This is a genomic window from Thermoactinomyces daqus (assembly GCF_000763315.1).
Lineage (GTDB): Bacteria > Bacillota > Bacilli > Thermoactinomycetales > Thermoactinomycetaceae > Thermoactinomyces_A > Thermoactinomyces_A daqus.
Genome location: NZ_JPST01000013.1, coordinates 102,840 through 129,720, shown reverse-complemented (window position 1 = coordinate 129,720; position 26,881 = coordinate 102,840). Strand labels below are relative to the sequence as shown.

Below are 26,881 nucleotides of genomic sequence, written 5' to 3'. Positions count from 1 at the left end.
CCCTAACTGGATTCCAGGCCGATGCGTCTGAGCGTAACTTTGTAATGAATTTGGATCGGTATGTTTGCATATCGGCTTCTCCATTGCATTTTCTCATAGAATTTCGGATAGAAGGCGTGCACATAATTCCCGATCCCCATCACATCGACGCGAAACTCTTTTTGTGAACGCTCGACCAGTTTTTTGGCAATCTTCTCATATTCCCTGGCAACCAATTGGCTCAGTTGTTGGTAGGTTGATTTTTCTGTGATCTGGATCGGACAAGTTTTTTCATTAATTTCTCCTTCTATTTTCACCTGTATGTCAACTTTCCCGTTTTTTACTGTGACCTTTCTGCGGGCATTTTCCGGATGAAAAAAGAAGGTTCCTTCTGCCTTTCCGCAAGGGACGGACAGATCAGCTCCGGAGCGCTGTCTGTGGATATGCATGATCGGGGTGAGCAATCTCTCATCTAATACTCCGACCATGCGATCCCCGCGAAACACAGCCATCCCTTCCCAGTCAAACTGCTCTTTCTGCGCCTTAAACATATTGATCAACGGATTTCGCTTTTGCGGATTGGACAATTCAATCATCACTTGGCCCAGATCAATCGTCGGGAGTTTTCCTATTTTCACTCCGGTATCGATCTGATCACGGAGGTAATCGGTCGGAATCGGTTCCAATCCGACCTGCGTTTTCATGGCTTCCTTCGCTTTGCCATCGATCACAATCGGCCACATGTGCCTGCGGATTTCCGGGCTGCGGCGCAAAGCGTCCAGATGCCTTGAAATCCCTTCTTTTGCCACATCCTTGCTTAACAGCAACGTTTGCAAATGCCCCAGGAAGATCGGATTGTTTACCTTGCTTTGCAATTCGCTTAAGGCATCTCTCAGCGTTTCCCCCTCAGCGGTGAACGATTGAACGGCGCCGGGGCCGCCTTTTCCCCCGCCGCCGCCACCTCCGCCGACAATTTGCCCGGGACTGGGGACTTGTGCGGTTACCTCATATCCCTTTTTTCCTTTGTCAATTGCCAGGGAGACAATCACCGCCCGCTTTTCAATTTCAATACTGTCCCAACAACCCGTCAGCAAGAACAAACTGAGCAAAACGATAAACCCCTTAGCGCGAAGAAGATATTTCACGCGGCATTTCCCCTTTCTTGCGACGCAGGATGGCAATCACAAGCAGCAAAATGGGCAAACAGTCCGTAAGAAAACCAAAAATTCCAACTCGTTCCGCATATTTGCCCACTTCCCCCATATTTTCTGGAGCCATAGCCATAACATAAAGAACCGGGGCAAAAGCAAAGGCGATCCAGCGGCGATACCGTCCTTTCAGTCGGAAAAATTCGATCACCATCTGCACAGTACAGGCATACAGATTTAACACTGACGTAAATACGAGCACCAGCCAAATCGACAGAATGGCCGACTCCAACCGTTCAAACAGCATGGCATGAAGCCGGATCACTTTTCCTGTTTCCAATACGGGATACATGACCCGAACCAGTTCATCTTTGCCGAAAATGGATAATGTACCCACACATTTTATCCAGTAAAGGACAATAATTGTTCCAATGGCGAATAAATGGGCTTTCCACGCTTTCATCGGTTGTTTGTAAAATCCGGAAAACATCAGGAGCACACTGTACCCGGAGTAAGCAAAAGCGCCGCTTAGCATTGCTTTGGGCAACTGTGAAGTGTTCATTTGCAGCAAAGGCAGGAGATTGGTACTCTCTCCCCGTTGAATGAAAGCAAATATTTCGATGACTAATGGGAAGAAATTCAGCAACATCAATAGCTCATTATATTTGGCCACGATCCCGAATTCACTGCCCGCCGCAATGGCAACCGAAATAAGCAGAACCAAGATTACCGCTTCAATTGGCGTATTCACCAAGACCGCATTCACCATCGCTTCTCCAAATATACGGACACTCATGGAGATGCCCGATACCAAGTAAAGGGCGATGATCAACAAGACAATGATAGTCAGGAATCTGCCCAACCAGTGGCTCCTCCTGCTTCCCAAGATCTCGGGAGCAAACTGGACAATGGTCTGCCCTGGAAACCTCATGCAAAGAGCAGTCAGCAAGGCGATGATAATTCCGACAAAAATCCCGCTGACGATAATAATCCAGCTCATGTCATTACCACTGACTTCCGCCACATCGCGCGGCAAACTGAGTACACCAACCCCATAGATGGTGGAAACAACTATGGTAAAAGCCTGATACACTGTAATACTGTATCTCGTACCATCTGTTAATTGCTGTTGATTCATTTTTCTCCCCCGCCTTGTCTCACAACATCGTTTACCTTGTAAATCTCCGGCCGTTTTTTCATCCAGGGCCACGGAACACGGATCAAAGTATCTTTCAACGCTTTTAAATTAAGCGGTGCAAACGGGGACATATAGGGAACGCCAAATGAACGGAGCTGCACCAGGTGAAGGATGATCAGCATCATGGCGATCATGATCCCGTACAGTCCAAAGGCTGCGGCAAACATCATCATGGGAAAGCGCAACAACCGAACCGAGATGGCAGCGCTGTAACTCGGATTGGCATAGGAACTGATGGTGGTCAGCCCGACGACAATGACAAACGCAGGTGAAATCAATCCGGCCTGTACCGCCGCCTGTCCGATGACCAAACCGCCGACAATTCCGATGGTCGGCCCGATCGGCGAAGGCAAGCGGATACTCGCCTCACGCAAAATCTCCACACTGATTTCCATCGACAACGCTTCCAAAATCGGTGAAGAAGGCACGGTGGCCCGGCCGGCCGCCATGGCGATCAACAGCTTTGAAGGAACCATTTCAGGATGGAAGGAAACGAATGCGATATACAGGGACGGCAGCAAAAGCGCAATAAACAGACTGAGTAAGCGGATAAACCGCAAAAAGGTAGCGATCAGATACCGCTCATAATAATCTTCCGAGCTGTAATAAAACTGGCTGAATACAGCCGGGGCAATCAAAGCATAAGGGCTGCCGTCCACAAGGATGGCAAACTGTCCTTCCAGCAGATGGGCGACAACCGAGTCCGGACGCTCCGTATTTTGGATCAGCGGAAACGGCGTCCACATCTGATCGACTATAAACTCTTCAACATAGCCGGACTCGAGGATTCCGTCAATCTGGATATCCTGAATGCGCTTTTCAGCTTCTTTCACGACTTCTTCATCGCAAACACCTTCGATATAAAGAAGAGCGACAGTGGTCTTGGTTCGTTTCCCTTTGGTAAAGTACTTGACTCTCAGGAACGGATCGCGCAACCGGTGACGGATCATCGACAGGCTGCACACTACGGTTTCACTCATCCCTTCACGGGGGCCCCGCACGACGGATTCCGCATGGGGCTCACACACACTCCGGGTAGTCCACCCTTTGGTTCCGACCACCAAAGCCTTACGGAAATTATCCAAAAAAACAACCGTATCCCCGGAGAGAATGGCATCAAGTGCACTCTTCATATCTTCGATCTCTTTGACCTCACCCGCCTGAACCAGATGGTTGTACACCTCATCATACAAGTCATTGACTGATTCTCGTTTATCGCTGTATTTCATCAGGGGGCGGATGATAAAGTTGTGATTGATATCTTTTTGCACCATTTCATCGAGATAGACAACCGAGGATTTCAAATCTTTCGGCACATCGATCACAAAGGTGCGCACGACCAGGTCGGAACACTCTTTCAGGATATTCTTGATAAACTCCACATTTTTGGCCTCTGTGTCAAAAATGTGCGTTTCCTCCTGAACCGCTTTGCTCAGCTGGCTTTCATTATGCTGTTCCAGCTTTTTCTGCTTCCTGCGCTCTTTTAAGCGCAAGATTCGATACGACGCTTTCTTCATTCACATCACCATTCATAACCTGCCCGACATGCATGAAAAACATGCAAAATAATACGGAATATGGAAAATGAAGACAAAAAAAACCATCCACCTGTTGCGGTGAATGGTTCAACTTGATCACACAGCCTCCATATGCCGGTTCACGCCGCCTTTTTGGTCATTCTCTTCGCTCCGGCTCCTTCCGTCGTCGTCCCGTTTCGGGCCATGTCTTCACGATGGCCGTTTGATCATCCGGGCGATAAAAAAACCGTCGCTCATAAAATGATGCGGCAGGATTTGCAGCCATCCACCGGCGATGATGGCACGCTCCCGCACGAGCGGAAGCAGGTTTTCCTGCCATTTTTCATCGGCAAAAAACTCCGGATGGCGGGATAAAAAGGCCTCGACCTGCTCCTGGTTTTCACGCGGTTCAATGGTGCAGGTGCTGTAGACGAGCACTCCGCCCGGTTTCAGAAGCGGCGCAACTGCTTCCAGCAACTCCTTCTGCATCTGCACCAGCGGGTCGATCATCCTGGCTTCTTTGCTCCATTTGATATCGGGTTTGCGGCGAATCACCCCCAGCCCGGAGCAAGGGGCATCCAGCAGAATGGCATCAAAAGTCTCCCTGGCGATCTCTTTGCCCAGCTCCCTTCCGTCCGCCTTTTTCGGAGTGACAATGGTAATCCCCAGCCGGTTTGCATTGGAAGAGATCAGCTCCAATTTATGCTCATGAATATCACAAGCCAAAATGGAACCTTCATTCTTCATCCGTTCCGCCATATGCATCGTTTTCCCGCCCGGGGCCGCACAAACATCGAGCACCTTCATCCCCGGCCGCGGATCAAGCGCCGGAGCGACCAACATGGAACTTTCATCCTGAATTGAACAGTCTCCTTCCCGGAACAGCAAGGAGAAAGCCGGATTCCCGCCTCGCTCGATCCGGATGCCGTCGGGTGAAACAGGAGAGGGGAGGGCCTTCCCCTCCTGCTGCCTTCCCCATTTTTCAATAAATTGATCCCGCGTCAGGCGCAGGGAGTTGACGCGAATGTTTACTTTGGGCGGAACATGATTGGAAGTGAACATCAGGCGGGATTCTTCTTCACCGTATACTTCTTCCATCCGGCGCACCATCCATTCCGGATGGGAATAATAAAGGGCTTTTTCCTTGATGTTCTTCGGAAAGGCGGAAGGCGTCAGTCTCTCCTTCTGCCGCAGATAGGACCGCATCACTCCGTTAACCAATCCGGAAATCCCCTTATGTCCTCTCTTTTTGGCGATCTGTACGGTTTCGTGAACGGCTGCACGGGAAGGAATTTTATCCAGATAGGCCAGTTGATAAATTCCCAGGCGCAACAGCTGGCCCACCCAGGGCTCCAATGAACCGGTTCCTTTTTTAACCAGGGAATTTAATATCCAATCAAGCGTATTCATCCGCTGAATCGTCCCGTACACCAGCTCGGTCACCAGGCGCTTGTCCCGGTCATCCAGCCCGCTTTTTTCCAGAGCATGGTTTAAGAGAAGATTGCTGTATGAGTGCCTTTCTTCATATTCAATCAGAATATCAAGCGCAACTTCCCGGGCTGTGGCTTTCTTCATTTCCGATCCCCTAACTGTTCTCCAACCGTCATCTGCCGCCCGCGCACGAATTCAGCCACCGGCATCCTGCGTTTTCCCGCCGGCTGCACCTCCTGCAACAGCAAATGTCCGCCTCCGGTCGCGACCAAAATCCCGGCTTCATCAATCTGCACCACTGTCCCGGGTTCGGCCGTGGCCTGTTTTTCAACCGGCTTCGCCCGCCAAATTTTAAACGGCTGATTCTTCCAAGTGGTAAAGGCGACAGGCCAAGGATAAAGGCCTCGCACCTGATTCCAAAGTTCCATGGCCGTGCGTGTCCAATCGATTTTTTCATCATCACGCGTAATATTGGGCGCATAGGTTACCTGACTTTCATCCTGTTTGACCGCTGTTATCTTGCCTTCCAGAAGCAGAGGCATCGTTTCCGTCAACAGTTCAGCTCCGAGGACGCTCAGCTTCTCATGCATGGTTCCGACATCATCATCATCCGTGATCGGAATGGAGCGTTGTGAAATGATATCTCCCGCATCCAGCGCTTTGACCATATACATGATCGTGATGCCGGTTTCTTTCTCCCCGTTGATGATCGCGTGATGGATCGGGGCTCCCCCACGATATTTCGGCAGGAGGGAAGCGTGGACGTTAATGCAGCCGAATTTGGGTTCCTTTAAAATAGCTTCCGGCAAAATTTGCCCGTAGGCGGCTGTGACGATCAAATCCGGCTTCAGCGACAATACTCTTTCCACCGCTTCCGGATCGCGCAACTTTTCCGGCTGGTAAACGGGCAGTCCCAGCTTTTGCGCCGCCATCTTAACCGGGGGAGGAGTCAATTCTTTCTTGCGGCCCTTGGGCCGATCAGGCTGGGTCACCACCCCGATCACATGATAGCCTTCCCGTACCAGCGATTCCAAGGAGGGAACGGCGAAATCCGGAGTTCCCATAAACAAGACTTTGACTTGATCCGTCAATCCTCTTCCTCCTCTTCATCCGGGCGGAACACGCGTTCAGCCACATCAATAAACAAAACGCCGTTCAGATGGTCGATTTCATGTTGGAAGGCACGCGCCAGGTATCCTTCCGCCTCGATTTCCACCGGATTTCCGTGGCGATCCTGCCCTTTGACCTTGATCCAGTTGGCCCGGCGCACTTCCCCGAGCAGATTGGGAATGCTGAGGCAGCCTTCCGGCGGAGAAATCTGTTCTCCCTTTTTCTCGACGATTTCCGGATTTACCATTTCAATCAGCCCTTCTCCGACATCGACCACAATTGCCCGCTTCAGGATTCCGACTTGCGGCGCAGCCAATCCAACGCCACGAGCGTCATACATCGTCTCCGCCATATCATCGAGCAATTTCGCCAAGCGCGCGTGAAATTTGGTCACCGGCTTTGCCTTTTGTTTCAGGACGGGATCGGGATATTGCACAATTTTACGAATGGCCATTTTCATGAAAACTCCTTTCCCAAACAATTCCATCTCGATCTATGCTGAACCTTAAATCCCCGTCATCGATCCGCATCTCCAGTTCCCGCAAGCAAATTTTGCACTTTTCTGCGGTTACTTCATCCAAAGGGGGATATTTGATCAACATTTGCAAACGATAACGATCTTTCAGCCTCGGAATCGGCGCGGGAACGGGACCCAGGAGCCGCGTCCGCTTCGGTAAATTCTTTCCCAGAAAACGCGCCATTTCCTGTCCCTGCCGCATCAGGGAAACGCGATCCGGATGGCTTAACAAGAGGGTAAACAAGCCGTAAAAAGGAGGATATCCATGCTGTTTCCGAATGATGCTTTCCTGTCGGTAAAAACCGTCGCTGTCATGCTCAACGGCCCGTTCAATGCTGTAATGGTCAGCGCTGTATGTTTGAATGATCACCCGGCCCGGCTTTTCATGCCTCCCGGCCCGGCCGCTCACTTGCGTCAACAATTGAAACGTCCGTTCGGCAGCCCGAAAATCCGGAAGATGCAGCATGGAATCGGCGGCGATCACCCCGACCAGCGTCACCTGCGGAAAGTCCAATCCTTTGGCGATCATTTGCGTTCCCAGCAAAACATCCGCTTTTCCGGAGCCAAATGCGTTGAGCAACCGTTCGTGCGCCCCTTTCCGGCTGGTGGTGTCCACATCCATGCGAATCACACGCAGACCGGGAAAACGCCGTGCCAGTTCTTCTTCGACCCGTTGCGTACCCGTGCCGAAATGACGGATATGTTTGCTTTGGCAATGCGGACACGCCCCCGGCATCCGCTGGGCAAAACCGCAATAGTGACAACGCACCGTCCGGTTGGTCTGATGGTAGGTAAGCGAGATGTCACAGTGGGGGCAGACTAGCGCTTCGCCGCATTCCCGGCACATGACAAAAGTGGAAAAACCGCGGCGGTTGAGGAATAAAACCGCCTGTTCCCCCCGGTTGACACAGGAAAGCAATTCCTCCTTCAACCGCTCGCTGAACATGGTACGGTTTCCTTTGCGCAATTCTTCCCGCATATCGACAATCTCCATCTGCGGAAACGGTCTTCCTTTTACCCGCTCTTTCAACTGCACCCACTCATGCCATCCCTGCTGTGCGCTCACAACCGTTTCCACCGCCGGAGTGGCCGAACCGAGAACCAGGGCAGCCCCATGGTGTTGTGCCCGCCACAGAGCAACGTCCCGCGCGTGATACTTCGGATTCTCTTCTTGTTTATAAGAGGATTCGTGTTCTTCGTCGATGATGATCAGCCCCACATTTTGGAATGGGGCAAAAATCGCCGAGCGGGCTCCTATTGCCACTTTAACCTTACCCAACCGGATTTTGCGCCATTCATCATAGCGTTCTCCGCCGGAAAGCCCGCTGTGCAACACGGCCACCAGATCGCCAAACCGGCTTTTAAAACGGTCGACCATCTGCGGTGTCAACGAGATTTCCGGAACCAGTACAATCGCTTCCCGCCCCTGCTGCATCACTTCGGCGATCGCCTGCAGGTAAATTTCCGTTTTTCCGCTCCCCGTCACCCCGTGAAGCAAAATGGAGCGGAAACAGCGTTCCCTGATCGGGGCCACGATCGACGCAAAGGCTTGATACTGCTCAGGCGTCAGCGGCAAAGGAGCGGTCCGCTCAAACTGGCGATGGGCAAAGGGATCGCGATACAACTCCCGTTCCTCCCATTCAAGAAATCCCGCCTCGACCAGCGTTTTTACGGTGGAACGGGCGACACCCAGTTCTGACAGCAAATCGGGCAACGCGATCTCTCGCGGCCTTTTTTCAAAAAAACGGAGCACTTCTTTTTGTCTGACCGCCCGGGCCGACAGGGAAGCAGCGGCGTTCGCCAATTCCTCCGGTTTTTTGGGCCGGACGAAGATCACTTTTTGCTTCGTGACACGATCGCCGACTCTCTCCTCCAAAACCACCCATTTCTCCTCGCTCAGTTGCCTCAGGAGAGAGGCATCCACTCCTGCAAAACGGAGAGCATCCTCCCATGCGCACTCCCCCTGCTCGCGCAGGTGAACCAATAATGACTTGGCAGAAAGGCTGAGCAGCGTTTCTTCTTTTCGTCCGGCCTCCGGGTGCAGACGGACGATTTTTTGGTAGGTTCCCTTCAGTACGGCAGGAATCATCGATTGGAGAGCGGTAATCGTACGGCACAAATACTCATTGGCCATAAAAAACCCGAGCTGCACCAGTTCCGGAGTGAGCGGGGGCGCAAAATCCATTACCTCCTGAATCGATTTCAGGCGTCCGGCAGCGGGCCGTTCTTTGATATTGACCACATAACCGATCCGTTTCTGCGGGCCAAACGGCACTTTTACCCGGCTGCCGATCTGCACCTCCGTAAAAAGTTCAGTCGGAATCCGGTAATCATAGGGACGGTCAGTGGCTTTGGCCGGTACATCGACAATCACTTCAGCAATCAAACCGGCATCAGTTCCCATGCAAGCGTTCTCCGATCAGCCGGATGATTTCCGCTGCCACTTCGGCCTTGCTCATCAGCGGCAACGACAGAACTTTTCCCTGCCGGTCATAAACCGTCACGATATTCGTTTCCGTTCCAAAGCCCGCTCCCGGTAAGGTCACATCATTCGCCACAATCAGGTCCATCCCCTTGCGCTCGAGCTTCTCTCTGGCATAATCCTCAACCCGCTGTGTTTCTGCGGCAAAGCCCACGAATAGTTGATGCTCTTTTTTTCTCTTTCCCACTTCGCTGGCGATATCTTCCGTTTTCGTCAGCGTGAGGGTCAGTTGATCCGCCGTTTTTTTCAGCTTTTGCCCATGTTCCTGCAACGGCCGGTAATCGGATACAGCGGCTGCTTTTATTATAATATCGGCTTGCGGCAAATAGTGTAAAACCGCTTCTCTCATTTCCAAAGCCCGCACGACGTCGATTCTTTTCACCCTCTCCGGTGTTTGCAGCGAAACCGGCCCGGCGATCAAGATGACTTCCGCCCCGGCCTTGGCGGCTGCTTCCGCCAGGGCAAATCCCATCTTGCCGGAAGAGTGATTGGAGATGTAGCGCACCGGGTCGATCGGTTCCTGCGTCGGTCCCGCCGTGATCAGCACCGTTTTTCCGGCGAGCGGTTTCCCTCCGGCAAAAAACGTTTCCACCCACGAGATGATTTCCTCAGGCTCTGCCATGCGTCCTTTTCCCACATAACCACAGGCCAGATGCCCTTGCCCCGGTTCAATGAAAAAGACGCCCCGCTCTCTCAGGGTCGCGAGATTTTTTTGCACGACCGGATTTTCGTACATATGTACGTTCATCGCCGGTGCAACCACGATCGGGGCCTGCGTGGCCAATAAGGTTGTCGACAGCATGTCATCCCCGAGTCCAAGGGCCATTTTGGCAATGATATTGGCCGTCGCCGGGGCAATGATAAACAAATCGGCGTGATCGGCCAGATCGATATGGTTCACCACTTCGGGATTATATTCATCAAAGGTGTCGACTGCCACATGATGCCGGGACAAGATCTGCATTGTAAGAGGGGTGATAAATTGAGTTGCCGACTTGGTCATAATCACTCTCACATCATATCCGCGTTGCGCAAGCCCGCTGGCGACAGAAGCGGCTTTAAAAGCAGCGATCCCACCTGTGACACCGAGCACGATCCGTTTTTCCTTCATGGCAATCCCCCTCTCCCTTCCTTCGTTCCCCCGGAAAAACTGTTCGCGCTATTCATTCGGGAGATATGACATTCCGGGGTTTCAGCGCAATCCGCTTCTTCTCACAAAAAGAACAACCTTTTAAACAGGTTGCCGTCAAAAACAAGCAAAACGATCAGGGGAACCGTTTCCTCTTTGCACGTTCCCCTGATCGGCATGCCTTTATCCTTTGTGCGGATGTTCCGGCACGAGGAGATCATCGGCGATCTCTTCCAAAGCCATCCCCACATATTTTTTCGAATGCGGCTTGATTTGGGGCTCCTGCCCGTCGAGCAGTTGGCGCGCCCGCTTTGCCGCCAAAACGACCAACGAATATTTGCTGTCCGCTTTTTTCATCAACAAATCAATGGATGGATAAAGCATTTTCCTTCCTCCCATCTATTCGCTTAAGATCAGGCGGTCTTTCCGGCAATGTTCGGCCGTGATGATCGCCCGGATTCGTTCACAGGCTTGCTCCACCTCATCATTGATCACCACGTAATCGTAGCGCTCGATCTGTTTCAGCTCATCGGTTGCGGCATCCAAGCGGTGAGCCAGAGAGGTTTCCGTTTCCGTGCCCCGGTTTAAAATGCGGCGCTTCAAATCTTCAAAGGAAGGAGGTACCAGAAAAATGAAAATGCCCTGGGGAAATTTCTCCCGCACCTGCATGGCTCCTTGTACCTCAATCTCCAGTAAAATGTCCTGTCCGGAAGCCAGCGTTTCCTCGACAAACCGCCGGGGAGTTCCGTAATAGTTTCCCACATATTGCGCCCATTCAATCAGTTCGTCGTTTTGAATCATCTTTTTAAACTCGGGTACGGTCTTGAAAAAATAGTTGACTCCGTCCACTTCCGATTCACGCGGCGGGCGGGTCGTAGCGGAAATGGAATAGGTCAGTTCCGGCATTTTTTTGCGAAGTGCCGAACAAACCGTTCCCTTTCCGACACCGGACGGGCCCGAAACCACGATCAACAGTCCTTCACGCAGATAATTCGCCTTCATAGAAAAGTCCTTTCCTATTCAACAATCTCTTCATGATGTTCTTTGCTGGCCAGCCGGTGAGCCACCGTCTCCGGCTGTACCGCTGACAGGATCACATGATCGCTGTCCGTGATGATGACCGCACGCGTTCTGCGGCCATATGTAGCATCGATCAAAACACCCCGTTCGCGCGCTTCCTGAATGATCCGCTTGATCGGGGCGGAATCCGGACTGACAATGGAGACAATCCGGTTGGCCGAAACAATATTGCCGAAACCAATATTAATTAATTTGATACCCAAGTTTGAGTACCTCCTCACCCAATTTGAGATCAATCGTATTTCGAAGCGGGAATGGAAAACATTCCCGGCTCTGAAAGTTGCGCTTCATAAGGTAAAAAATACCAAATTAAAGGAATGAAAGAAAAAAAACGCATTTCCAGCCTACTAGGCTATTTTAGATCGTTTTTCCGTCCGAATCAATGTTTTACTCAATGTTTTGCACTTGTTCTCTGATTTTTTCCAGAACACTCTTACAGTCCACAACCCGGGAGCTGATGCTTGGCAGGTTCGCCTTGGAACCGATGGTATTCACTTCGCGATTCATTTCCTGCACAAGAAAATCGAGGCGGCGCCCAACCGGTTCACTTTGGGAAAGAGCCTTTTCAAACTGGCTCATGTGGCTTTTCAGTCTCGTCAACTCTTCAGTGATGTCTGCTTTTTCCACCCAGATCGCCACTTCGGTAAGCAGGCGGTCCGGATCGGTTTCCAGATCCCCCAGCATCTCCTCCAGCCTTGTCTTCAACCGTTTTTTCACATGTTCGGCCACGATTGGCGTCTCCCGTTCGATTTCCTCCACTATTTTACTCAATGTTTGCAGGCGCCCGGTCAGATCTTGCCCCAAATGATTCCCTTCCTGCTCCCTCATTTGTCTCAGCTCCTTCAGCGCCCCGTCAACCGAAGAGAGAAACGCCGCACGGTACTTTTCCACATCCCATTTCACTTCATCGATCAGCCAAAGCTCCGGCTTTTGAAGCAAATCAGCCAGGGTCAGTTCTGCCCGGATGCCCCACTCCTGTTCGGCGATTTTGCCGGCCTGCAAAAAGCCGCGCAGCAAATTCCAGTCCAATTGCACGTTGCGCTCAGGCGGCCGGATTCCTTCAATCGTGATGAAGACATCAATTCTTCCCCGCCGTGCAACCTTTTGCACCTGTTTTCGCACGAGGTCTTCCAAACAGAGCCAACCCTGCGGAATGCGAATGACAATATCCAAAAAACGATGGTTGGTCGAACGGATTTCCGTGACGAAGCGGATGCCATTTTCCTCTGCTTCCCCGTGTCCATAACCCGTCATGCTCAACACCGTTACTCTGTTTTCCATGTCTTTAAACCCTTTCATCCAATTTGTTCTCTTTCCATCATAATCAAATGAAACGTTTTCGATCTACTGTTTATCCATCAGGAGGCAGAATTCAGACATTTCAATGAACAAAAAAAGCGGCTCCCCCGAAAGATTCAGGAGAGCCGCCATAGGTGATTGGCTCCATGACCTCTTATTTTTCTTGATTTAACAGCGAATGTTTGCGCGAATAGAGGAAATACACGATCAAGCCGATGCCGAGCCAAACGAGGAATGCCACCCAAGTGATCCATTTCAGCTGTGACATCAGGAACAAACAGGCAAGCACGGCCAGACCGGGCAAATAAGGAACACCCGGACAGCGGAATGCCCTTGGCAGATCGGGCTGCTTGTACCGCAGGACAATCACGCCGACGGAAACGAGGGCAAAAGCCGACAAGGTTCCGATGTTAACCAGTTCAGCCAACTTGTCCAGCGGGAGCAGTGCCCCGATAAAAGCGGCGATCGTCCCCAGGAGCCAGGTGCTGCTGTAAGGGGTTTTAAAACGCGGGTGAACCTGGGAAAAGACTTTCGGCAACAGTCCGTCTCTCGACATGGAGAAGAAAATCCGCGTCTGTCCGTAAAGCATAACCAGAATCACCGTCGTCATCCCCATAATGGCCCCGAGGTCAACAATGCCTGCCGCCCAGTTTTGATGAGCCACTTCGAGCGCGAGCGAAACCGGATGATCCATGTTCTGGTTAAATTGTTGATAATGAACGATCCCGGTCATAATGAGAGTGACGATGACATACAGCAATGTGCAAATTCCCAGCGAAAAGAGCAAGCCTTTCGGCAAATCTTTTTTGGGGTTGCGCGTTTCCTCTGCGGCCGCGGCCACCGCGTCAAATCCGACATAAGCAAAAAAGACGAGAGCCGCCGCCTGAAAGATTCCGCTGAAACCAAACGGAGCAAACGGAGACCAGTGAGCCGGTTTCACATAGCCGATTCCGACCGCGATAAAGAGCAAGACAACCAAGATTTTGATAATCACCATCAGGTTGTTCACTTTTTTCGATTCACGAATGCCGCGGGATAACAAAAACGTAATAATCATTACAATCAGAAACGCCGGCAGGTTAAAAATTCCTGATTTCCCCGGCACTCCCGGCGCTGCGGTCAATGCCTCCGGCAAGTTGATGCCGAATCCGGACAACAGCGATTGAAAGTAACCCGACCACCCGACGGAAACCGAACTGACCGCAAATAAATATTCGAGGACGAGATCCCATCCGATAATCCAGGCAATCAGCTCTCCAAGAGTGGCATAGCTGTACGTGTACACGGAACCGGATACAGGCACGAGCGAGGCAAGTTCCGCATAGGACAAAGCGGCCAATCCACAGGCAACTGCCGCAAGAATAAAGGAAATGACAAGTGCCGGCCCCGCTTTTACCGCACCGGTTCCGGTCAGAACAAAAATACCGGTACCGATGATGGCTCCAATCCCCAGCAAGGTCAGATCCCAAGCGGTCAAATCCCGTTTCAGCTTGCTCTTTCCCTGTGCCATGTCCAACATCGACTTGACATTTTTTTTACGAAATAAATTCATCTTCCTCAGCTTCCCCCAACCAAAATTATTTTTAGCAAAATAAGCCAATCTGAATCGGCATTTGCTAATCAATTGAAAAAATTCAGTCTGATACAAGGGACGACCCCTAGGAGCAGCATCGACAGACAGCCTCTCTGCTTTTGCTAAAAATCACCCAGTGTCGATTAGAAAGTTTAGAAAATTAAGCCACGCTATAGGAATTTATTAAAAAAATCTATATCAATATTAAAAAAAATAAACAGATTTTTCAACAATATATTTTTGGAAATGTTTCCCTGTGATTCCGGGCGATTAAATATGGAAAAATATGTCCAAGGCCGGCTCTGTATGCCTTCTTTTGATTCCCTCTTATTTTTTTCAACAGAGATGATTTCCATTCACTTCTCCCACAGAGTATTGTTTAACCAAATACTGGATCCGGCAAAGGATGATTAAAATCGGGCAGACTTTGTCTTTGCTGCAAAACAAAAATTCCAAACAGTGGAAAATCGCGGATCTGATTGAAGTTTGACCGCAAGAAGTCTCTCCCTTCCCGGAGATCGGGGGATGAAGCCTGTGGGTTTTCACCGGAGCCCGGCACTCAAAAACTTCCCCCTACACACCTGTCTTCTCCCCAGTATATGGAAAATAAAAAACACGCCCTCCGCAAGAGAGCGTGTTCTCTGAAACATTTTATGTCCCGGGGCACTGCCCTGAAGAAGGCTTGGGCAAATCGCAGGGAAAGCCCGCCTCGATGTAAAGCAAGACTAACCGCACAGCTTTTCCATTTGCTTGTGGTCCAGCTTTTTGACCACTGCCGTCACCAGCCGCACGGCCTGTTCAAAGTCTGTTCTCGACATCAGCGCATTATGGCTGTGAATATACCGCGTCGGAAATCCGAGAGCAACTGTCGGGCAGCCGCCCCCGTTTAGATGGAAACGGCCTCCATCGGTTCCTCCTCTGAGAAGCGCATCATATTGCAAGGGAATCTCCAGCTCTTCCGCAGTCTCAATGATCAAATTTCGCAATCCGCCGTGCCCGATCATGGTAAAATCCATCAAGTATATAAGGGGGCCTTTGCCGAGAGCCGCTTCACCCGGGTACGATTCAAAACCAGGTGTATCATAAGCAATGCCGACATCCAGGGCAAAAGCGATGTCCGGTTTGATCAGGTGGGCAAGCGTGGAAGCTCCCCTCATTCCCACTTCCTCCTGTACCGTCGCTCCTGCGAAGACAACATTGGGATGATCCTCATCCTGAAGGTTTTTCAGCACTTCGACAGCCATGGCACAGCCAGCCCGGTTGTCCAGTGCCTTTCCACCCCATAACTCACCGTTTTTCAAAGTAAAAAAGTCAGAAACGGGAACAACCGGATCTCCCGGGCGGATTCCCATTTCCTCCACTTCTTCCCGGCTGCCGGCTCCCACATCGATAAACATATCCTTTAAATCGAGCACTTTTCTTCTCTCTTCCGGTGTCAAAACATGCGGCGCCTTTGAACCGACCACGCCAATGTAGTCTCCGCGGCGCGATTGAACCGTAACACGGTGGGCCAACACGTTGTGCGGCCACCATCCACCCAGTGGCTGAAAACGCAGAAATCCGCGCTCAGTGATCCGGGTGACCATAAATCCAACCTCATCCAGATGCCCGGCCAATAAAACGCGGGGGCCTTTGGGATCCCCTGTTTTTTTTCCGACGACACCGCCGAGCCGATCCTTGAGAATTTCTTCTGAAAGCGGTTTCAAATATTGCTCCATCTTTTGCCGGACCGTTCCTTCAAATCCGGCCACTCCGTTGGCTTCCGTCAGTTCCTTCATCATCAGCGTTAAACGATCCATTTTGTTCCTCCTCGGTTTCGACTTGTTTGTTTTGCCAATTGGATCGCTTTCCGAAAATAAAAATCAAGATTATGTAAAAAAAAGAAAAAAAACTCGTTTAAACGCAATTTACCCAAAACTAAAAAGCGATCAGTCTCATTATTATGACATGAATCAATTATTTTATCAATCTTTCCTCTTTTGGGAATGGTCTGTCGGCGTGAAGGGGAGCCTCTTGCCATTGAGGCTCTTTTTAATCCGTTTCCGCTGCCCCGGCAGGAGCAAAAATCTTTTTGAGCACGAGAGTAAACGCTCCGATCAGCGTCGCCTTTTTGCCCAGCTCCGACACCACAATGGAAACTTGTTCTGCCGGCCGCTCCAGAGCACGCGACCTTACCGTTTCCAAAAGAGGATCGATGATAAATCTCCCGGCGCGCGTTACACCCCCGTGAAGGATGATTCGTGAAGGGTTGAAGGTGTTGATGAGATTGGCCAAACCCACCCCCAAAAATCTTCCCGTATCCGCCAGCACGTCAATCGCCAGCAAATCCCCGTCGAGAGCTGCTTCATAAATGGCTTCACCCGTCAGCCCGTCAGCATTTCCCTCAAGCTTTTCGCACAGTATGCTTTTTCGCCCCCGCTCGATCTCCCTTTTCGCCCGTTCCACCATCGCCGGTCCTGATGCCAATGCTTCAAGGCAGCCGTAATTCCCGCAACTGCACTTGGGACCATCGATGTCGATCGTGGTATGGCCGATCTCCCCGGCAGAATAGGAATCCCCCTGATAAAGTTCGTGATCCAGGATAATCCCCGCTCCGATTCCCGAACTGATATTCACCGTGATAAAATTGGCCAGGTCGCGCCCCTGTCCAAACCAGCTCTCCGCCAACGCCAAAGAGCGTACATCGTTTTCCATTTCCACCAGCACGTTCAACTCGGTTTCCAGATATTTTTTGACCGGGACGCGTTTCAGATGAAGATGGGGGGCATAAATCGACTCCCCTTGCAGCGGATCAACCAAGCCATGCATGCCGATACCGATTCCGAGCGCTTGCTGCCCCTCGCGCCGGACAAACGCCAATGCCTTTTCCGACAAACGTTTCAATTCCAGCAAAAAAGCCGTCTCATCCGGGTTGTCCGGCAAAAAACAGGAGCACTCATAGACGATCTTGCCATCCAGGTTGGCCACGGCCGCATCCAGTTTTTTCGCCCGAGCATAAATGCCGATGACGTAAAACCCGGATGAATTGATCTTTAGCATGATCGGTTTGCGCCCGCCGGTTGAAATGCCCAGATTGCTTTCCACAATCAACCGGTCCTGCAATAATTCACTGACGATATTGGTTACGGTCGGCGGGGTTAATCTGGTCATTTTCGCAATTTCGGCACGGGAAATCGGGCCGTGGAGACGAATAATGTTTAAAATGGTTGATTTATTCAGCGATTTCATCCAGCGAAAACTGCCTGTTTGCATCCCGTCCCCCCCTTTCCTTTCCGTCTGACCTGCTTCTTTTGCCTCTCCTATTATAATACAGGACGTTTTTTGGAAATCACATCAATACTGCTTTTATATTTAAATTAATTAATTTTGTTTTCCATTTCATCTTAACCGTTGGGCTGCCCTTTTGTAAATATTTAACTATGAAGAGTGAACTGACCCAATATCAAAAGATTGCAGCCAGTGGTTCTTCCATAATCGAGGGAATGAATGGGTTCAAAAAATAAAACCGGCTGCCCCTCAGCGTCAGGAATGCCGGCCGGTTTGTGAAAAAATATCTGATCGTACGTTTTACCCGAAATGATATGGTGGTCCCTTCCGGGATGAAAGAGAAAGTATCATGCATTTGCCGAGAATTGCCAAATTGTGCGATGATGGGTGCTATTTTTGCAGCGGCCTTTGTGACGGAAGCAGCCGGCAACAAAGAATGGCCCCCATCCCTAAATCGGCTGATCAAGCCAACTCCCTTTCTAGCTAAAATTCACGTTTGTTATAGATCACACAAGAAAGGAAACAGGAGAGACATCCCAAGAGCAGAACCAGCAACAATCCCTCCGTTTCCAGCATCCAGGCGGGTTGTCCCCTGAAAAAGTCAATCGCTTTTTTGAGAATGCTTTGCGGAATCACCCGTTCAAGGCTGCCGATAATCACCGGGATGAAGAAGACAGAGAAAAAGATGGCAACATTGAATACCCTCGATTTTTGATATCCCCATTTAAAATAGAGGGGAAGGTAGAGTATGCTGGTCAGCCAAAAACTGATTGCTCCCATCAGCATACTTTGCTGTGCTGACATCATTAACGGTTGGAAAAGGCCGGGATGTACTGCCTGACTGACCCCTCCGATGAGGAGGGAAAGAAAGGTGCCGATCAGGACAAACATGAACAGGCTGAGGTAGCGGGCCATCACAATCCGGCTTCTTTTTATGGGCAGACTGTTAAAAAGGATGTCGCTGTTATTTTTGTCATCATAGGAAATGGCTGAACTGAAAAGGGCATAGGAAATGACAAATATTTCCATCGCATAGAAAAACGTTGTTTGCGTTGAATTGGCAAAGACAAAAATAATCAGCAACGCTGTGCACAGGAGAAGAAAAAGCCAATTCCTTGTGGTTAAAATCAAGTCCTTTAACAGAAGATTACGCATACTGTTCACCTCTTGCCATATGCACCATGATTTGTTCCAAACTGGGCTTATCCATGATAACCTGGCCCTTAAACCGGTCGTTGACCGCTGCAACATCCGCCGTCAGCGCCTCAAAGCCAAACTGGTTGTTGATAACCCCCGTCAAGAGCCCCTCTTCCTGCAACGGCTCCAAAAGATCAGGTCCGCCTTTGACGATGCGGTAGGTATCCAGCAAGTCATCCTTGCTCTCACTGAAAATCAGATTTCCGTTATGGATGAACGTGATATAATCAGCGACCCGTTCCAGATCAGAAGTGATATGGGAAGAGAAGAAGATCGCTTTCTCCTCATCCTGAATGATCTCCAGCAACAAATCGAGCAATTCGCTGCGAAAAATCGGGTCAAGCCCTGAAGTCGGTTCATCCATGATGATCAGTCTGGCATGGTGGGACAAGGCCACGGCCAGGGAAAATTTCATTTTCATCCCCTTGGAAAACTCTTTGATCTTTTTTCGCACCGGCAGGTTAAACCGGTCGATATACTGCGAAAACAAGGAATTATCCCAATATTCGTAAAATCCGGCAATCACTTTCTTCATTTCCCCGATCGTAAACTCGTCATAAAAATGGTTCTGGTCATAAACAAATCCGATCTGCTGTTTGATTGCCTGCATTTCTTTAGCCTGATCTTTGCCAAAAATGCGGATGGAACCCCCGTTCGGCCGGATCAAGCCGAGAATCGCTTTGATGGTGGTGCTTTTGCCGGAACCGTTTGGGCCGATCAAACCCATGATATAGCCCGGTTCCAGCTGAAACGACAAAGGGCCCAGGGAAAATCCCTTATATTCTTTACGCAAATCCTTTACATCCAAGATGTAACTCATGGTGCTTCCTCCCGAAAGATAGTTTCGACCAGGGCCGTCACTTCCTGCAGGGATAACCCGATTTCCTTCGCTTCTCTGATGGCGGGGCCCAACTTTTCTTTCAGTTCTTCCACTCTCTTTTCATGCAGGAAAAACTGGTCATGGGCCGTGACAAAGGTTCCCTTTCCCGCAACGGTCCGAATAAGCGCTTCTTTTTCCAATTCTTCATACGCTCGTTTGGTTGTGATGACACTCACTTTCAGTTCTTTGGCCAATTTGCGGATCGAGGGCAGGGCATCGCCGCTCTGCAAAATCCCGTTGAAAATCTGATGTTTGATTTGCACCGCGATCTGGGCATAAATCGGTTGGTCTCCGGTTTGCGAAATGATGATTTTCATCTTCAACCCATCCAAGTGTATATATCGTATATGTACAGTATAAACAGATTGACCGGCCAATGCAAGCAACAATAAAAATATTCACGTTGAAGTTTTAAAATCGAGTGGAAACAGAGCACGACTGACCGACCATAAGAACGCAGATCTCCCGCTTTTTGGCGAGGCAATCCAATTGAATAAAAAAACCATGCCCGGTTGGACATGGCTCACTTGTTAAGTCTAAAAACCCATATAGAATCCCGTCAGGGATCCCGGTGCTTCTCTTGGCCCGGCCCGTCGTGGAACAAGCCGCCGCAGAAAAGCACCAATCCCCTTCTGCAAAAGGTTGTGGACATCACTTCATGCCCGGTTGGACATGAATTCTCATTCGCTTTACTTGTTCAGGCGTTTCAGCAGTTCATCCCGCTGCGCTTCAAATCCCGGTTTCCCGAGCAGGGCGAACATGTTTTTCTTATACGCCTCAACCCCCGGCTGATCAAAGGGATTTACCCCCAATAAATACCCGCTGATGCCGCAAGCCTTCTCAAAGAAATAGACGAGCGCCCCAAAGGTGTACGGACTGATTTCCTCCACTTTGACCGCCAGGTTGGGAACTCCGCCATCCGCATGGGCCAGCATGGTTCCTTCAAAGGCCTTGCTGTTCACGAAATCAAGATCTTTCCCGGCCAAATAGTTCAGGCCGTCCAAATCGCTCTCATCCTTTGTCAGGAGCAACGACTCGCGCGATTTTCCGACAAAGACGACGGTTTCAAAGATGTTGCGCAGCCCCTCCTGGATGTATTGACCCATGGAGTGCAGATCGGTCGTAAAGTTGACGGACGCCGGGAAAATCCCTTTCTGGTCCTTCCCTTCACTTTCACCAAACAGCTGTTTCCACCACTCACTGAAATACTGCAGCGCCGGGTCGTAGTTAACCAGGATCTCCGTCGTTTTTCCTTTGCGGTATAAAATGTTGCGCACAGCTGCATATTGATAGCTCGGGTTTGCTTCGAGATCCAGTGTTTGGTATGCTTCCACCCCTGCTTGCGCACCGGCCATCATTTCATCGATATCGATCCCGGCGACAGCAATCGGCAGAAGTCCGACCGCCGTCAAAACAGAGTACCGGCCGCCCACATCATCGGGAATCACAAACGTTTCGTATCCCTCTTCATCGGCCAACTTCTTCAAGGCTCCTTTGGCCTTGTCCGTTGTGGCATAAATACGGCGGCGCGCCTCTTCTTTTCCGTAGCGCTTCTCCATATATTCACGGATAATGCGGAAGGCGATGGCCGGTTCGGTCGTCGTTCCCGACTTGGAAATCACATTCACACTTACCTCTTTGCCTTCCAAATGTTCGAGAAGGTGAGCCAAATAAGTGGAAGAAATATGGTTTCCGGCAAAATAAATTTGCGGTGTGCGACGTTTATCTTTCGGCAATTCGTTATAGAAGGTATGAGAAAGCATTTCAATCGCGGCACGCGCACCCAGATAGGAACCGCCGATTCCGATTACGACCAGCGCGTCCGAATCAGACTGAATTTTGGCGGCTGCTTTTTTAATCCGGGCATATTCTTCCTTGTCGTATTGAAAAGGAAGATTTACCCAACCGAGAAAGTCCGATCCGGCGCCTGTCCCGTTATTTAGCAAATCGTGGGCCATCCGGATGGCTGGCTGCATTTGCTTCAGTTCATGCTCGTTCATAAAGGCAGTGGCACTGGAATAATCAAACTGAATTTTATTCATGTTAACCTCCGGATAATTTTTTTCTCAAAATCACTCCCATTTTAACTTAACCAAAATCCATTTTCAAAAAACAGCACAAGTCATAAAAACGCTTTCATTTCTAAAAAATGGACGATTCCCCTGCAAAATGGACAATCTCCCCGCTTGCCGGGGATATACCCATAGAATTGATTCTTCAGTCGTCCCTGTTCTGATCAAACCGACTTTTTCCCATACGCGAATGGATGAAAGATTCCATTTCCGGCTTTCACGCCCTCCCCGCTTTGACACCCATTTTCAACTTCATTACAATGATAGAAATTGCATTCCATTGCGCAATAAGCAATAAATTTTCCATTATTCCAACCCATTCTCGGCCGCCCCCCTGAGTAAACCGAAATCAAAAAGGAGAGGCAGCAAATGAAGAAAAAGTGGACAAAGATCATGGGATTTTTGCTCATCCTCACCGTCTTTCTCACCGGATGCATCGATGCCGATCTGCATGTCACGATCAACCGGGACGGGTCGGGCCAATATGAACTTAAAGTGTTAACCAACCCCCTGATCCTCCCGCAATTCAATGACTTGAAAAACCGCCTGGCGAATCACGGCTACCAGATCCGTCCCTTGGACGAAGGCGATAAACAGGGATGGGTTGCCGTCAAAGAGGTGGACAGCGTCATCGATGATCCGCCGGGAAAAGAGCTGAAAGAGCAGGCCAATTCCGCTTTTCACTTCTTCGGCAAGCAAAGCGCTTCGCTCCCGCAGGATCAACATCCGCTGACCGCCGGGACGTTCCCAACGGTAAGAGGGCCGGGAAAAGATTTTGAAATAAAAAACGGTTTGTTCACCACTACACTGGTGTACAACACCCATGTCGACCTGACCCATTTAAAACCGGATGGCGCCTACGGACTCGATCAATTGTTTTTTAATCAGATGAATCTGCGCTTTATCCTGACTCTCCCGGTTAAGGCGGACCAAAGCAACGCCACGCAGGTTAGTCCGGATGGGAAAACGCTCACTTGGAAAATCCATCCCGGAGAAGACAACCCGATCTATATGTCGGTTAAAATCCCCAACCCGATCACTTGGGGTATTCTGATTCTCCTGATCATGCTGCTCCTGATCATTGCCCTGGCCGTTTGGTTGCGACGCCGCAATCGAAACCGCCAAGGCCCGCCGGGAAACGGCCTTGCAACTGTCCCAACCTCTCCCCCGGAGGATGAAGCGGATTCACCCGATTCGTTCCGCTGGGGATGAAGAAAAAGCCAGAATCCATCATTTGCTTTGGATTCTGGCTTCATTCCTTTTAAGCCGGCAACCAAACTCCGTCATAGACGAAAGCAGCAGGCCCGCTCATATAAACCCGGTTATCCGCTTCGCTCCACTCGATCTCCAGATCGCCTCCAAGCAGATGAATCACCGCCCGGCGCGCCAATTTTCCGAGAAGAACACCGGCGACCAGCGTTGCACATGCTCCCGAACCGCAAGCCATTGTTTGTCCGACCCCGCGTTCCCAGACCCGCATGGTCACCTCGGACGGGGAATGAAAAGTGACGAATTCCACATTGGATTTATTGGGAAACAGCCGGTGCGTTTCCAGGATCGGACCCCATTTTTCCACAGGAAACCGGGAAGCATCGTCTACCTCGATGACAGCATGCGGGTTCCCCATCGACACGCCGGTAAAGTAAAACTGTGCACCTCCGGCCTCGACCGGTTGGTTGATCACCCGCCGGCCGGTTGCAACGACCGGGATTCGCGAAGGCTCCAAAACCGGCTCTCCCATATCGACACGAATCTTCTCCGCTTTTCCCAGGCTTCCGTCCACCCATACCGTCTGCAAACCCACCTTCGTTTCCAGCGTAAACTCGTCTTTTAATGCCGAAAGGCGTTCGTAGCAGTATTTGGCGACACAGCGCATGGCATTGCCGCATTGTTCCGTCAACGAGCCATCGGCATTGAAAATGCGCATCGCTGCATCGGCGTTCTCCGACGGGTACACCACCACCAGTCCGTCTGCTCCGATCCCGGTGTGGCGGTGGCACATTTGTACCGCCAGACGGGAAAATTCCTCCAGATTCGGCGTGTGGTTTTGATACACAATAATAAAATCATTTCCAAGACCGTGCATTTTTGTGAATTTCATGGTCTCTCTCCTTCTGTCTTAACTGTTGGCGATTCGCTTGAGATGCCAGTTGCGCGGTCTCATGACATCGAACAAACCGGCGACGATGACGGGAAGTGTGGATGTTACCGTCACCAGAATCCATTCCCTCAGCCCCAACGGTACTGTATGGAAGACCGGTCCCAGGGGCCGATAGTAGATAACTGCCAGCAGCAAGGCGACAGATGAAAGAACCGCCAGCACCAGCGCCGGATTGTCAAACGGATTTCGCTGAAAAATCGTGCCCTGTGAGCGGCAATCGAAAACATAGATCAGCTGGGACAGAACGAGCGTGGCAAAGGCGACGGTTTGCGCCTTGACCAGATCATCGGGGAACTCGGCATAAGTAACCCAGAATGCCGCCAGTGAGCAAAAGCCGATCAGCAACCCCCTGGTGACAATCTTCCATCCAACCCCCCGTGCAAACACACTCTCCCTGCTGTTTCGCGGTGCCCGTTCCATGGTATTGTCTTCCGCGGGGTCGACTCCCAGGGCCATTGCCGGCAGTCCGTCTGTCACGAGATTAACCCATAAAATCTGGATCGGAACCAGAGGCAACGGAAAACCGAACAACATCGCCAAGAACATAATCAAAATTTCCCCGACATTGCTGGCCAGCAAATAGCTGATGAATTTGCGAATATTATCGTAAATATTCCTTCCTTCTTCAACAGCCGAGACGATGGTGGCAAAATTGTCATCCGCAAGGATCAGGGAAGAGGCCTCTTTTGACACATCCGTTCCCGTCACGCCCATGGCAATCCCGATATCCGCCGCTTTGATGGCGGGCGCATCATTTACTCCATCGCCCGTCATCGCCACGACATGTCCGTGTTTTTGCAGCGCCTTGACGATGCGCAGCTTATGCTCGGGCGATACGCGCGCGTAAACATCCACCTCATTTGCCACACGCAAAAACTCTTCATCGCTCATATTGTAAAGATCTTGTCCGCTCAGTGTCAAACCTTCGGGCCGCTTGATGCCCAGTTCGCTGGCAATGGCCACCGCTGTCGTCTGATGGTCTCCGGTTATCATCACCGTTTTGATCCCCGCCCGACGGCAAACCTCAATCGCTTCTTTGACCTCTCCCCGCGGCGGGTCGATCATGCCAGCCAAACCGACGAAAACGAGATTCTGTTCTATCTGCCAATCTTTATTGAGATTGGTGGTCTGCGGAACTTCGCGGTATGCAAATGCCAGATTCCGCAAGGCCATCGCCGCCAATTGTTCATTCATTTTGAGAATGGTTTGCTTATGCTCCCGCGTAAGTGGCACCACTTTTCCCTTCGAATAAATATGAGTACATCGTCCGATCAAAATCTCGGGAGCGCCTTTGGCATAGAGACGCTGCTTCCCATTTTTGTTTCTCACCAAAACAGACATCATTTTCCGTTCAGAGTCAAAGGGGTACTCTTTGACCCGCACCCATTCTTTTTTCAGCGTTTCACCAGTAATGCCCGCTTTGCCCGCAGTTACGATGAGCGCTCCGTCAGTGGGATCACCGTCAATTTTCCAAACCGTCCGCTTTTTGATTACCCCTGCCCCCTTTTCCTTAATCAGGGAGGCGTTGTTGCAGAGGGCGGAAATCTCCAGTAACTGTTTTAAAGCAGGCTCTTTGGCCGCATCGATCTCTTGTTTTCCCAACTTGAATTTACCAACAGGTTCATAGCCGCTTCCGGTCACCTGAATCAATTTTTGATCGGTCCAAATATGGGTGACGAACATTTTATTTTGCGTCAGCGTACCGGTTTTATCCGAACAAATCACAGTCGCACACCCCAGCGTCTCGACAGACGGGAGTTTGCGCACAATGGCCCGGCGTTTGATCATGCGCTGCACCCCGAGAGCCAGGGCAATCGTGACAATCGCCGGCAATCCTTCGGGAATGGCGGCAACTGCCAGCGAAACTCCGGCCAGAAACATCCTATATGCATCTTGGCCGTGCAAAATCCCGGTAACCACGACAAGCGCCGTCAACAGCAGCGCCACGATGATCAAAATCTTCCCCAGTTGCTCCAGCCGCCGTTTTAACGGGGTGTCCATTGTCTCCGTCGTTTCGATCAGATGGGCAATCCGTCCCATTTCCGTCTCCATGCCCGTATGTACCACAATACCCGTTCCGTTTCCCCGGACAACCATCGTTCCCATATAGCCCATGTTTTTCCGGTCTCCCAGGGAAACATCGGCATGGGGGAGAGGGGCGCTGTTTTTCTCCACGGGAACCGATTCCCCGGTGAGCGCCGACTCTTCAATATAAAGGCTTTCCGCTTTGATCAGACGAAGATCAGCCGGAATCCGGTCCCCGCTTTCCAGCGCCACCACATCGCCCGGAACCAGCAGGGAAGCATCGATGCGGGTCCATTTTCCCTGCCTGAGCACCTTGGCTGTCGGCGCGGATAATTTTTTCAAGGCGGACAGTGATTTCTCCGCACGCACTTCCTGTATGAATCCGAGAAAAGCGTTTAACAGTACAATGGCGATGATCGCGATCGCATCCGTATATTCTCCGAGCAAACCGGAAATCAGTGTCGCCACCAGAAGGACCAGTACCATAAAGTCCTTGAACTGGTCGATGAACAGTCCGAACAGCGAGCTTTTCTCCCCTTCCGCCAACCGGTTGTAACCCGCCCGCTTGAGCCGTTCCTTCGCTTCATCCCCGTTCAGGCCAACAGAGGGATTCACCCCAAAATAAGCTGCAACCCGTTCTGGATCCCAATCAATCCATCGTGCTTGTTCCGCCAACTTTCTTCCTCCTTTGTCCCATCTGTCTATTTTCCAATCTATTCAGACGAGCTTTCAAACATGCCTTGCACAGCGATTCAGTCCCGGTGCATAAAAAAAAGCAGTTCAAGAAGACTAAAGGATAAAATTATGAAAAACAGG

22 protein-coding genes are annotated in these 26,881 nt (G+C 50.7%); 1 reads left to right on the top strand and 21 read right to left on the bottom strand.

The genetic code is table 11. From position 1 onward, the window contains the following. Nucleotides 1-2: 2 nt before the first annotated feature. From JG50_RS0106510 to JG50_RS0106400, 19 genes are all read right to left on the bottom strand, one after another. Complete coding sequence (locus JG50_RS0106510; RefSeq protein WP_033100289.1) at nucleotides 3-1,124, bottom strand: Ger(x)C family spore germination protein; 1,122 nt, start codon at nucleotides 1,122-1,124, stop codon at nucleotides 3-5. Further along, nucleotides 1,102-2,265, bottom strand: coding sequence for a GerAB/ArcD/ProY family transporter (locus JG50_RS0106505; RefSeq protein WP_033100288.1), 1,164 nt, complete (start codon nucleotides 2,263-2,265; stop codon nucleotides 1,102-1,104). Before JG50_RS0106505 ends, JG50_RS0106510 begins: the two co-directional genes overlap by 23 nt. Then, nucleotides 2,262-3,842, bottom strand: a complete 1,581-nt coding sequence (locus JG50_RS0106500; protein ID WP_081943755.1) for a spore germination protein — start codon at nucleotides 3,840-3,842, stop codon at nucleotides 2,262-2,264. The genes JG50_RS0106505 and JG50_RS0106500 overlap by 4 nt, the downstream gene beginning before the upstream one ends. Before the next feature lie 210 nt (nucleotides 3,843-4,052). Further along, nucleotides 4,053-5,417, bottom strand: a complete 1,365-nt coding sequence (rsmB, locus tag JG50_RS0106495; protein ID WP_033100287.1) for a 16S rRNA (cytosine(967)-C(5))-methyltransferase RsmB — start codon at nucleotides 5,415-5,417, stop codon at nucleotides 4,053-4,055. Continuing rightward, complete coding sequence (fmt, locus tag JG50_RS0106490) at nucleotides 5,414-6,337, bottom strand: methionyl-tRNA formyltransferase (protein WP_033100321.1); 924 nt, start codon at nucleotides 6,335-6,337, stop codon at nucleotides 5,414-5,416. Before fmt ends, rsmB begins: the two co-directional genes overlap by 4 nt. Before the next feature lie 23 nt (nucleotides 6,338-6,360). Further along, nucleotides 6,361-6,837: a peptide deformylase gene (def, locus tag JG50_RS0106485; RefSeq protein ID WP_033100286.1), complete on the bottom strand. Its 477-nt coding sequence runs from the start codon at nucleotides 6,835-6,837 to the stop codon at nucleotides 6,361-6,363. After that, nucleotides 6,824-9,304 (bottom strand): primosomal protein N', encoded by a 2,481-nt coding sequence (priA, locus tag JG50_RS0106480; RefSeq protein WP_052154071.1) that lies wholly within the window; start codon nucleotides 9,302-9,304, stop codon nucleotides 6,824-6,826. Before priA ends, def begins: the two co-directional genes overlap by 14 nt. Next, complete coding sequence (coaBC, locus tag JG50_RS0106475; RefSeq protein WP_033100285.1) at nucleotides 9,294-10,493, bottom strand: bifunctional phosphopantothenoylcysteine decarboxylase/phosphopantothenate--cysteine ligase CoaBC; 1,200 nt, start codon at nucleotides 10,491-10,493, stop codon at nucleotides 9,294-9,296. Before coaBC ends, priA begins: the two co-directional genes overlap by 11 nt. Nucleotides 10,494-10,694: 201 nt before the next feature. After that, complete coding sequence (gene rpoZ, locus JG50_RS0106470) at nucleotides 10,695-10,895, bottom strand: DNA-directed RNA polymerase subunit omega (protein ID WP_033100284.1); 201 nt, start codon at nucleotides 10,893-10,895, stop codon at nucleotides 10,695-10,697. Between the two features lie 15 nt (nucleotides 10,896-10,910). Continuing rightward, nucleotides 10,911-11,513: a guanylate kinase gene (gene gmk / locus JG50_RS0106465; RefSeq protein WP_033100283.1), complete on the bottom strand. Its 603-nt coding sequence runs from the start codon at nucleotides 11,511-11,513 to the stop codon at nucleotides 10,911-10,913. Between the two features lie 14 nt (nucleotides 11,514-11,527). Further along, nucleotides 11,528-11,794: an extracellular matrix/biofilm regulator RemA gene (gene remA / locus JG50_RS0106460; RefSeq protein WP_033100282.1), complete on the bottom strand. Its 267-nt coding sequence runs from the start codon at nucleotides 11,792-11,794 to the stop codon at nucleotides 11,528-11,530. Nucleotides 11,795-11,978: 184 nt separating this feature from the next. Continuing rightward, nucleotides 11,979-12,890 carry a YicC/YloC family endoribonuclease gene (locus tag JG50_RS0106455; protein WP_052154070.1) on the bottom strand — a complete coding sequence of 304 codons (912 nt, stop codon included), beginning with the start codon at nucleotides 12,888-12,890 and terminating at the stop codon, nucleotides 11,979-11,981. A 154-nt stretch (nucleotides 12,891-13,044) separates the two neighbouring features. Continuing rightward, nucleotides 13,045-14,442 (bottom strand): amino acid permease, encoded by a 1,398-nt coding sequence (locus tag JG50_RS0106450; RefSeq protein ID WP_033100318.1) that lies wholly within the window; start codon nucleotides 14,440-14,442, stop codon nucleotides 13,045-13,047. A 746-nt stretch (nucleotides 14,443-15,188) separates the two neighbouring features. Beyond that, nucleotides 15,189-16,262 carry a M42 family metallopeptidase gene (locus tag JG50_RS0106435; RefSeq protein WP_033100279.1) on the bottom strand — a complete coding sequence of 358 codons (1,074 nt, stop codon included), beginning with the start codon at nucleotides 16,260-16,262 and terminating at the stop codon, nucleotides 15,189-15,191. 232 nt (nucleotides 16,263-16,494) lie between these two features. Beyond that, complete coding sequence (locus tag JG50_RS0106425; protein WP_033100277.1) at nucleotides 16,495-17,715, bottom strand: ROK family transcriptional regulator; 1,221 nt, start codon at nucleotides 17,713-17,715, stop codon at nucleotides 16,495-16,497. Nucleotides 17,716-18,213: 498 nt separating this feature from the next. Continuing rightward, nucleotides 18,214-18,885, bottom strand: a complete 672-nt coding sequence (locus JG50_RS0106415; protein ID WP_033100275.1) for an ABC-2 transporter permease — start codon at nucleotides 18,883-18,885, stop codon at nucleotides 18,214-18,216. Continuing rightward, the gene (locus JG50_RS0106410) at nucleotides 18,878-19,747 is read right to left on the bottom strand and encodes an ABC transporter ATP-binding protein (protein WP_033100274.1); all 870 of its coding nucleotides are present in this window, start codon (nucleotides 19,745-19,747) and stop codon (nucleotides 18,878-18,880) included. The genes JG50_RS0106415 and JG50_RS0106410 overlap by 8 nt, the downstream gene beginning before the upstream one ends. Next, entirely contained in the window at nucleotides 19,744-20,124 is a 381-nt protein-coding gene (locus JG50_RS0106405) for a GntR family transcriptional regulator (RefSeq protein WP_033100273.1), read from the bottom strand. Before JG50_RS0106405 ends, JG50_RS0106410 begins: the two co-directional genes overlap by 4 nt. A gap of 372 nt (nucleotides 20,125-20,496) precedes the next feature. Further along, nucleotides 20,497-21,849: a glucose-6-phosphate isomerase gene (locus JG50_RS0106400; protein ID WP_033100272.1), complete on the bottom strand. Its 1,353-nt coding sequence runs from the start codon at nucleotides 21,847-21,849 to the stop codon at nucleotides 20,497-20,499. A gap of 399 nt (nucleotides 21,850-22,248) precedes the next feature. Here JG50_RS0106400 and JG50_RS18725 point away from each other — a divergent pair, with 399 nt between their 5' ends. Continuing rightward, nucleotides 22,249-23,091, top strand: a complete 843-nt coding sequence (locus tag JG50_RS18725) for a DUF3153 domain-containing protein (protein WP_052154069.1) — start codon at nucleotides 22,249-22,251, stop codon at nucleotides 23,089-23,091. 49 nt (nucleotides 23,092-23,140) lie between these two features. Here JG50_RS18725 and dapF read toward each other — a convergent pair whose 3' ends face one another. Next, nucleotides 23,141-23,980 (bottom strand): diaminopimelate epimerase, encoded by an 840-nt coding sequence (gene dapF, locus JG50_RS0106390; protein WP_033100271.1) that lies wholly within the window; start codon nucleotides 23,978-23,980, stop codon nucleotides 23,141-23,143. Nucleotides 23,981-23,998: 18 nt separating this feature from the next. Continuing rightward, a complete protein-coding gene (locus JG50_RS0106385) occupies nucleotides 23,999-26,740 on the bottom strand; it encodes a calcium-translocating P-type ATPase, SERCA-type (protein WP_052154068.1) in 2,742 nt (913 codons plus the stop codon). Nucleotides 26,741-26,881: the final 141 nt, after the last annotated feature.

What these genes read in the sequence shown, in the direction of transcription:
- JG50_RS0106505 (WP_033100288.1), bottom strand. Translation starts at nt 2,265, where the DNA reads ATGAATCAACAGCAATTAACAGATGGTACGAGATACAGTATTACAGTG.
- JG50_RS0106500 (WP_081943755.1), bottom strand. Translation starts at nt 3,842, where the DNA reads ATGAAGAAAGCGTCGTATCGAATCTTGCGCTTAAAAGAGCGCAGGAAG.
- rsmB (WP_033100287.1), bottom strand. Translation starts at nt 5,417, where the DNA reads ATGAAGAAAGCCACAGCCCGGGAAGTTGCGCTTGATATTCTGATTGAA.
- fmt (WP_033100321.1), bottom strand. Translation starts at nt 6,337, where the DNA reads ATGGGAACTCCGGATTTCGCCGTTCCCTCCTTGGAATCGCTGGTACGG.
- def (WP_033100286.1), bottom strand. Translation starts at nt 6,837, where the DNA reads ATGGCCATTCGTAAAATTGTGCAATATCCCGATCCCGTCCTGAAACAA.
- priA (WP_052154071.1), bottom strand. Translation starts at nt 9,304, where the DNA reads ATGGGAACTGATGCCGGTTTGATTGCTGAAGTGATTGTCGATGTACCG.
- coaBC (WP_033100285.1), bottom strand. Translation starts at nt 10,493, where the DNA reads ATGAAGGAAAAACGGATCGTGCTCGGTGTCACAGGTGGGATCGCTGCT.
- rpoZ (WP_033100284.1), bottom strand. Translation starts at nt 10,895, where the DNA reads ATGCTTTATCCATCCATTGATTTGTTGATGAAAAAAGCGGACAGCAAA.
- gmk (WP_033100283.1), bottom strand. Translation starts at nt 11,513, where the DNA reads ATGAAGGCGAATTATCTGCGTGAAGGACTGTTGATCGTGGTTTCGGGC.
- JG50_RS0106455 (WP_052154070.1), bottom strand. Translation starts at nt 12,890, where the DNA reads ATGAAAGGGTTTAAAGACATGGAAAACAGAGTAACGGTGTTGAGCATG.
- JG50_RS0106450 (WP_033100318.1), bottom strand. Translation starts at nt 14,442, where the DNA reads ATGAATTTATTTCGTAAAAAAAATGTCAAGTCGATGTTGGACATGGCA.
- JG50_RS0106435 (WP_033100279.1), bottom strand. Translation starts at nt 16,262, where the DNA reads ATGGATCGTTTAACGCTGATGATGAAGGAACTGACGGAAGCCAACGGA.
- JG50_RS0106425 (WP_033100277.1), bottom strand. Translation starts at nt 17,715, where the DNA reads ATGCAAACAGGCAGTTTTCGCTGGATGAAATCGCTGAATAAATCAACC.
- JG50_RS0106415 (WP_033100275.1), bottom strand. Translation starts at nt 18,885, where the DNA reads ATGCGTAATCTTCTGTTAAAGGACTTGATTTTAACCACAAGGAATTGG.
- JG50_RS0106410 (WP_033100274.1), bottom strand. Translation starts at nt 19,747, where the DNA reads ATGAGTTACATCTTGGATGTAAAGGATTTGCGTAAAGAATATAAGGGA.
- JG50_RS0106405 (WP_033100273.1), bottom strand. Translation starts at nt 20,124, where the DNA reads ATGAAAATCATCATTTCGCAAACCGGAGACCAACCGATTTATGCCCAG.
- JG50_RS0106400 (WP_033100272.1), bottom strand. Translation starts at nt 21,849, where the DNA reads ATGAATAAAATTCAGTTTGATTATTCCAGTGCCACTGCCTTTATGAAC.
- JG50_RS18725 (WP_052154069.1), top strand. Translation starts at nt 22,249, where the DNA reads ATGAAGAAAAAGTGGACAAAGATCATGGGATTTTTGCTCATCCTCACC.
- dapF (WP_033100271.1), bottom strand. Translation starts at nt 23,980, where the DNA reads ATGAAATTCACAAAAATGCACGGTCTTGGAAATGATTTTATTATTGTG.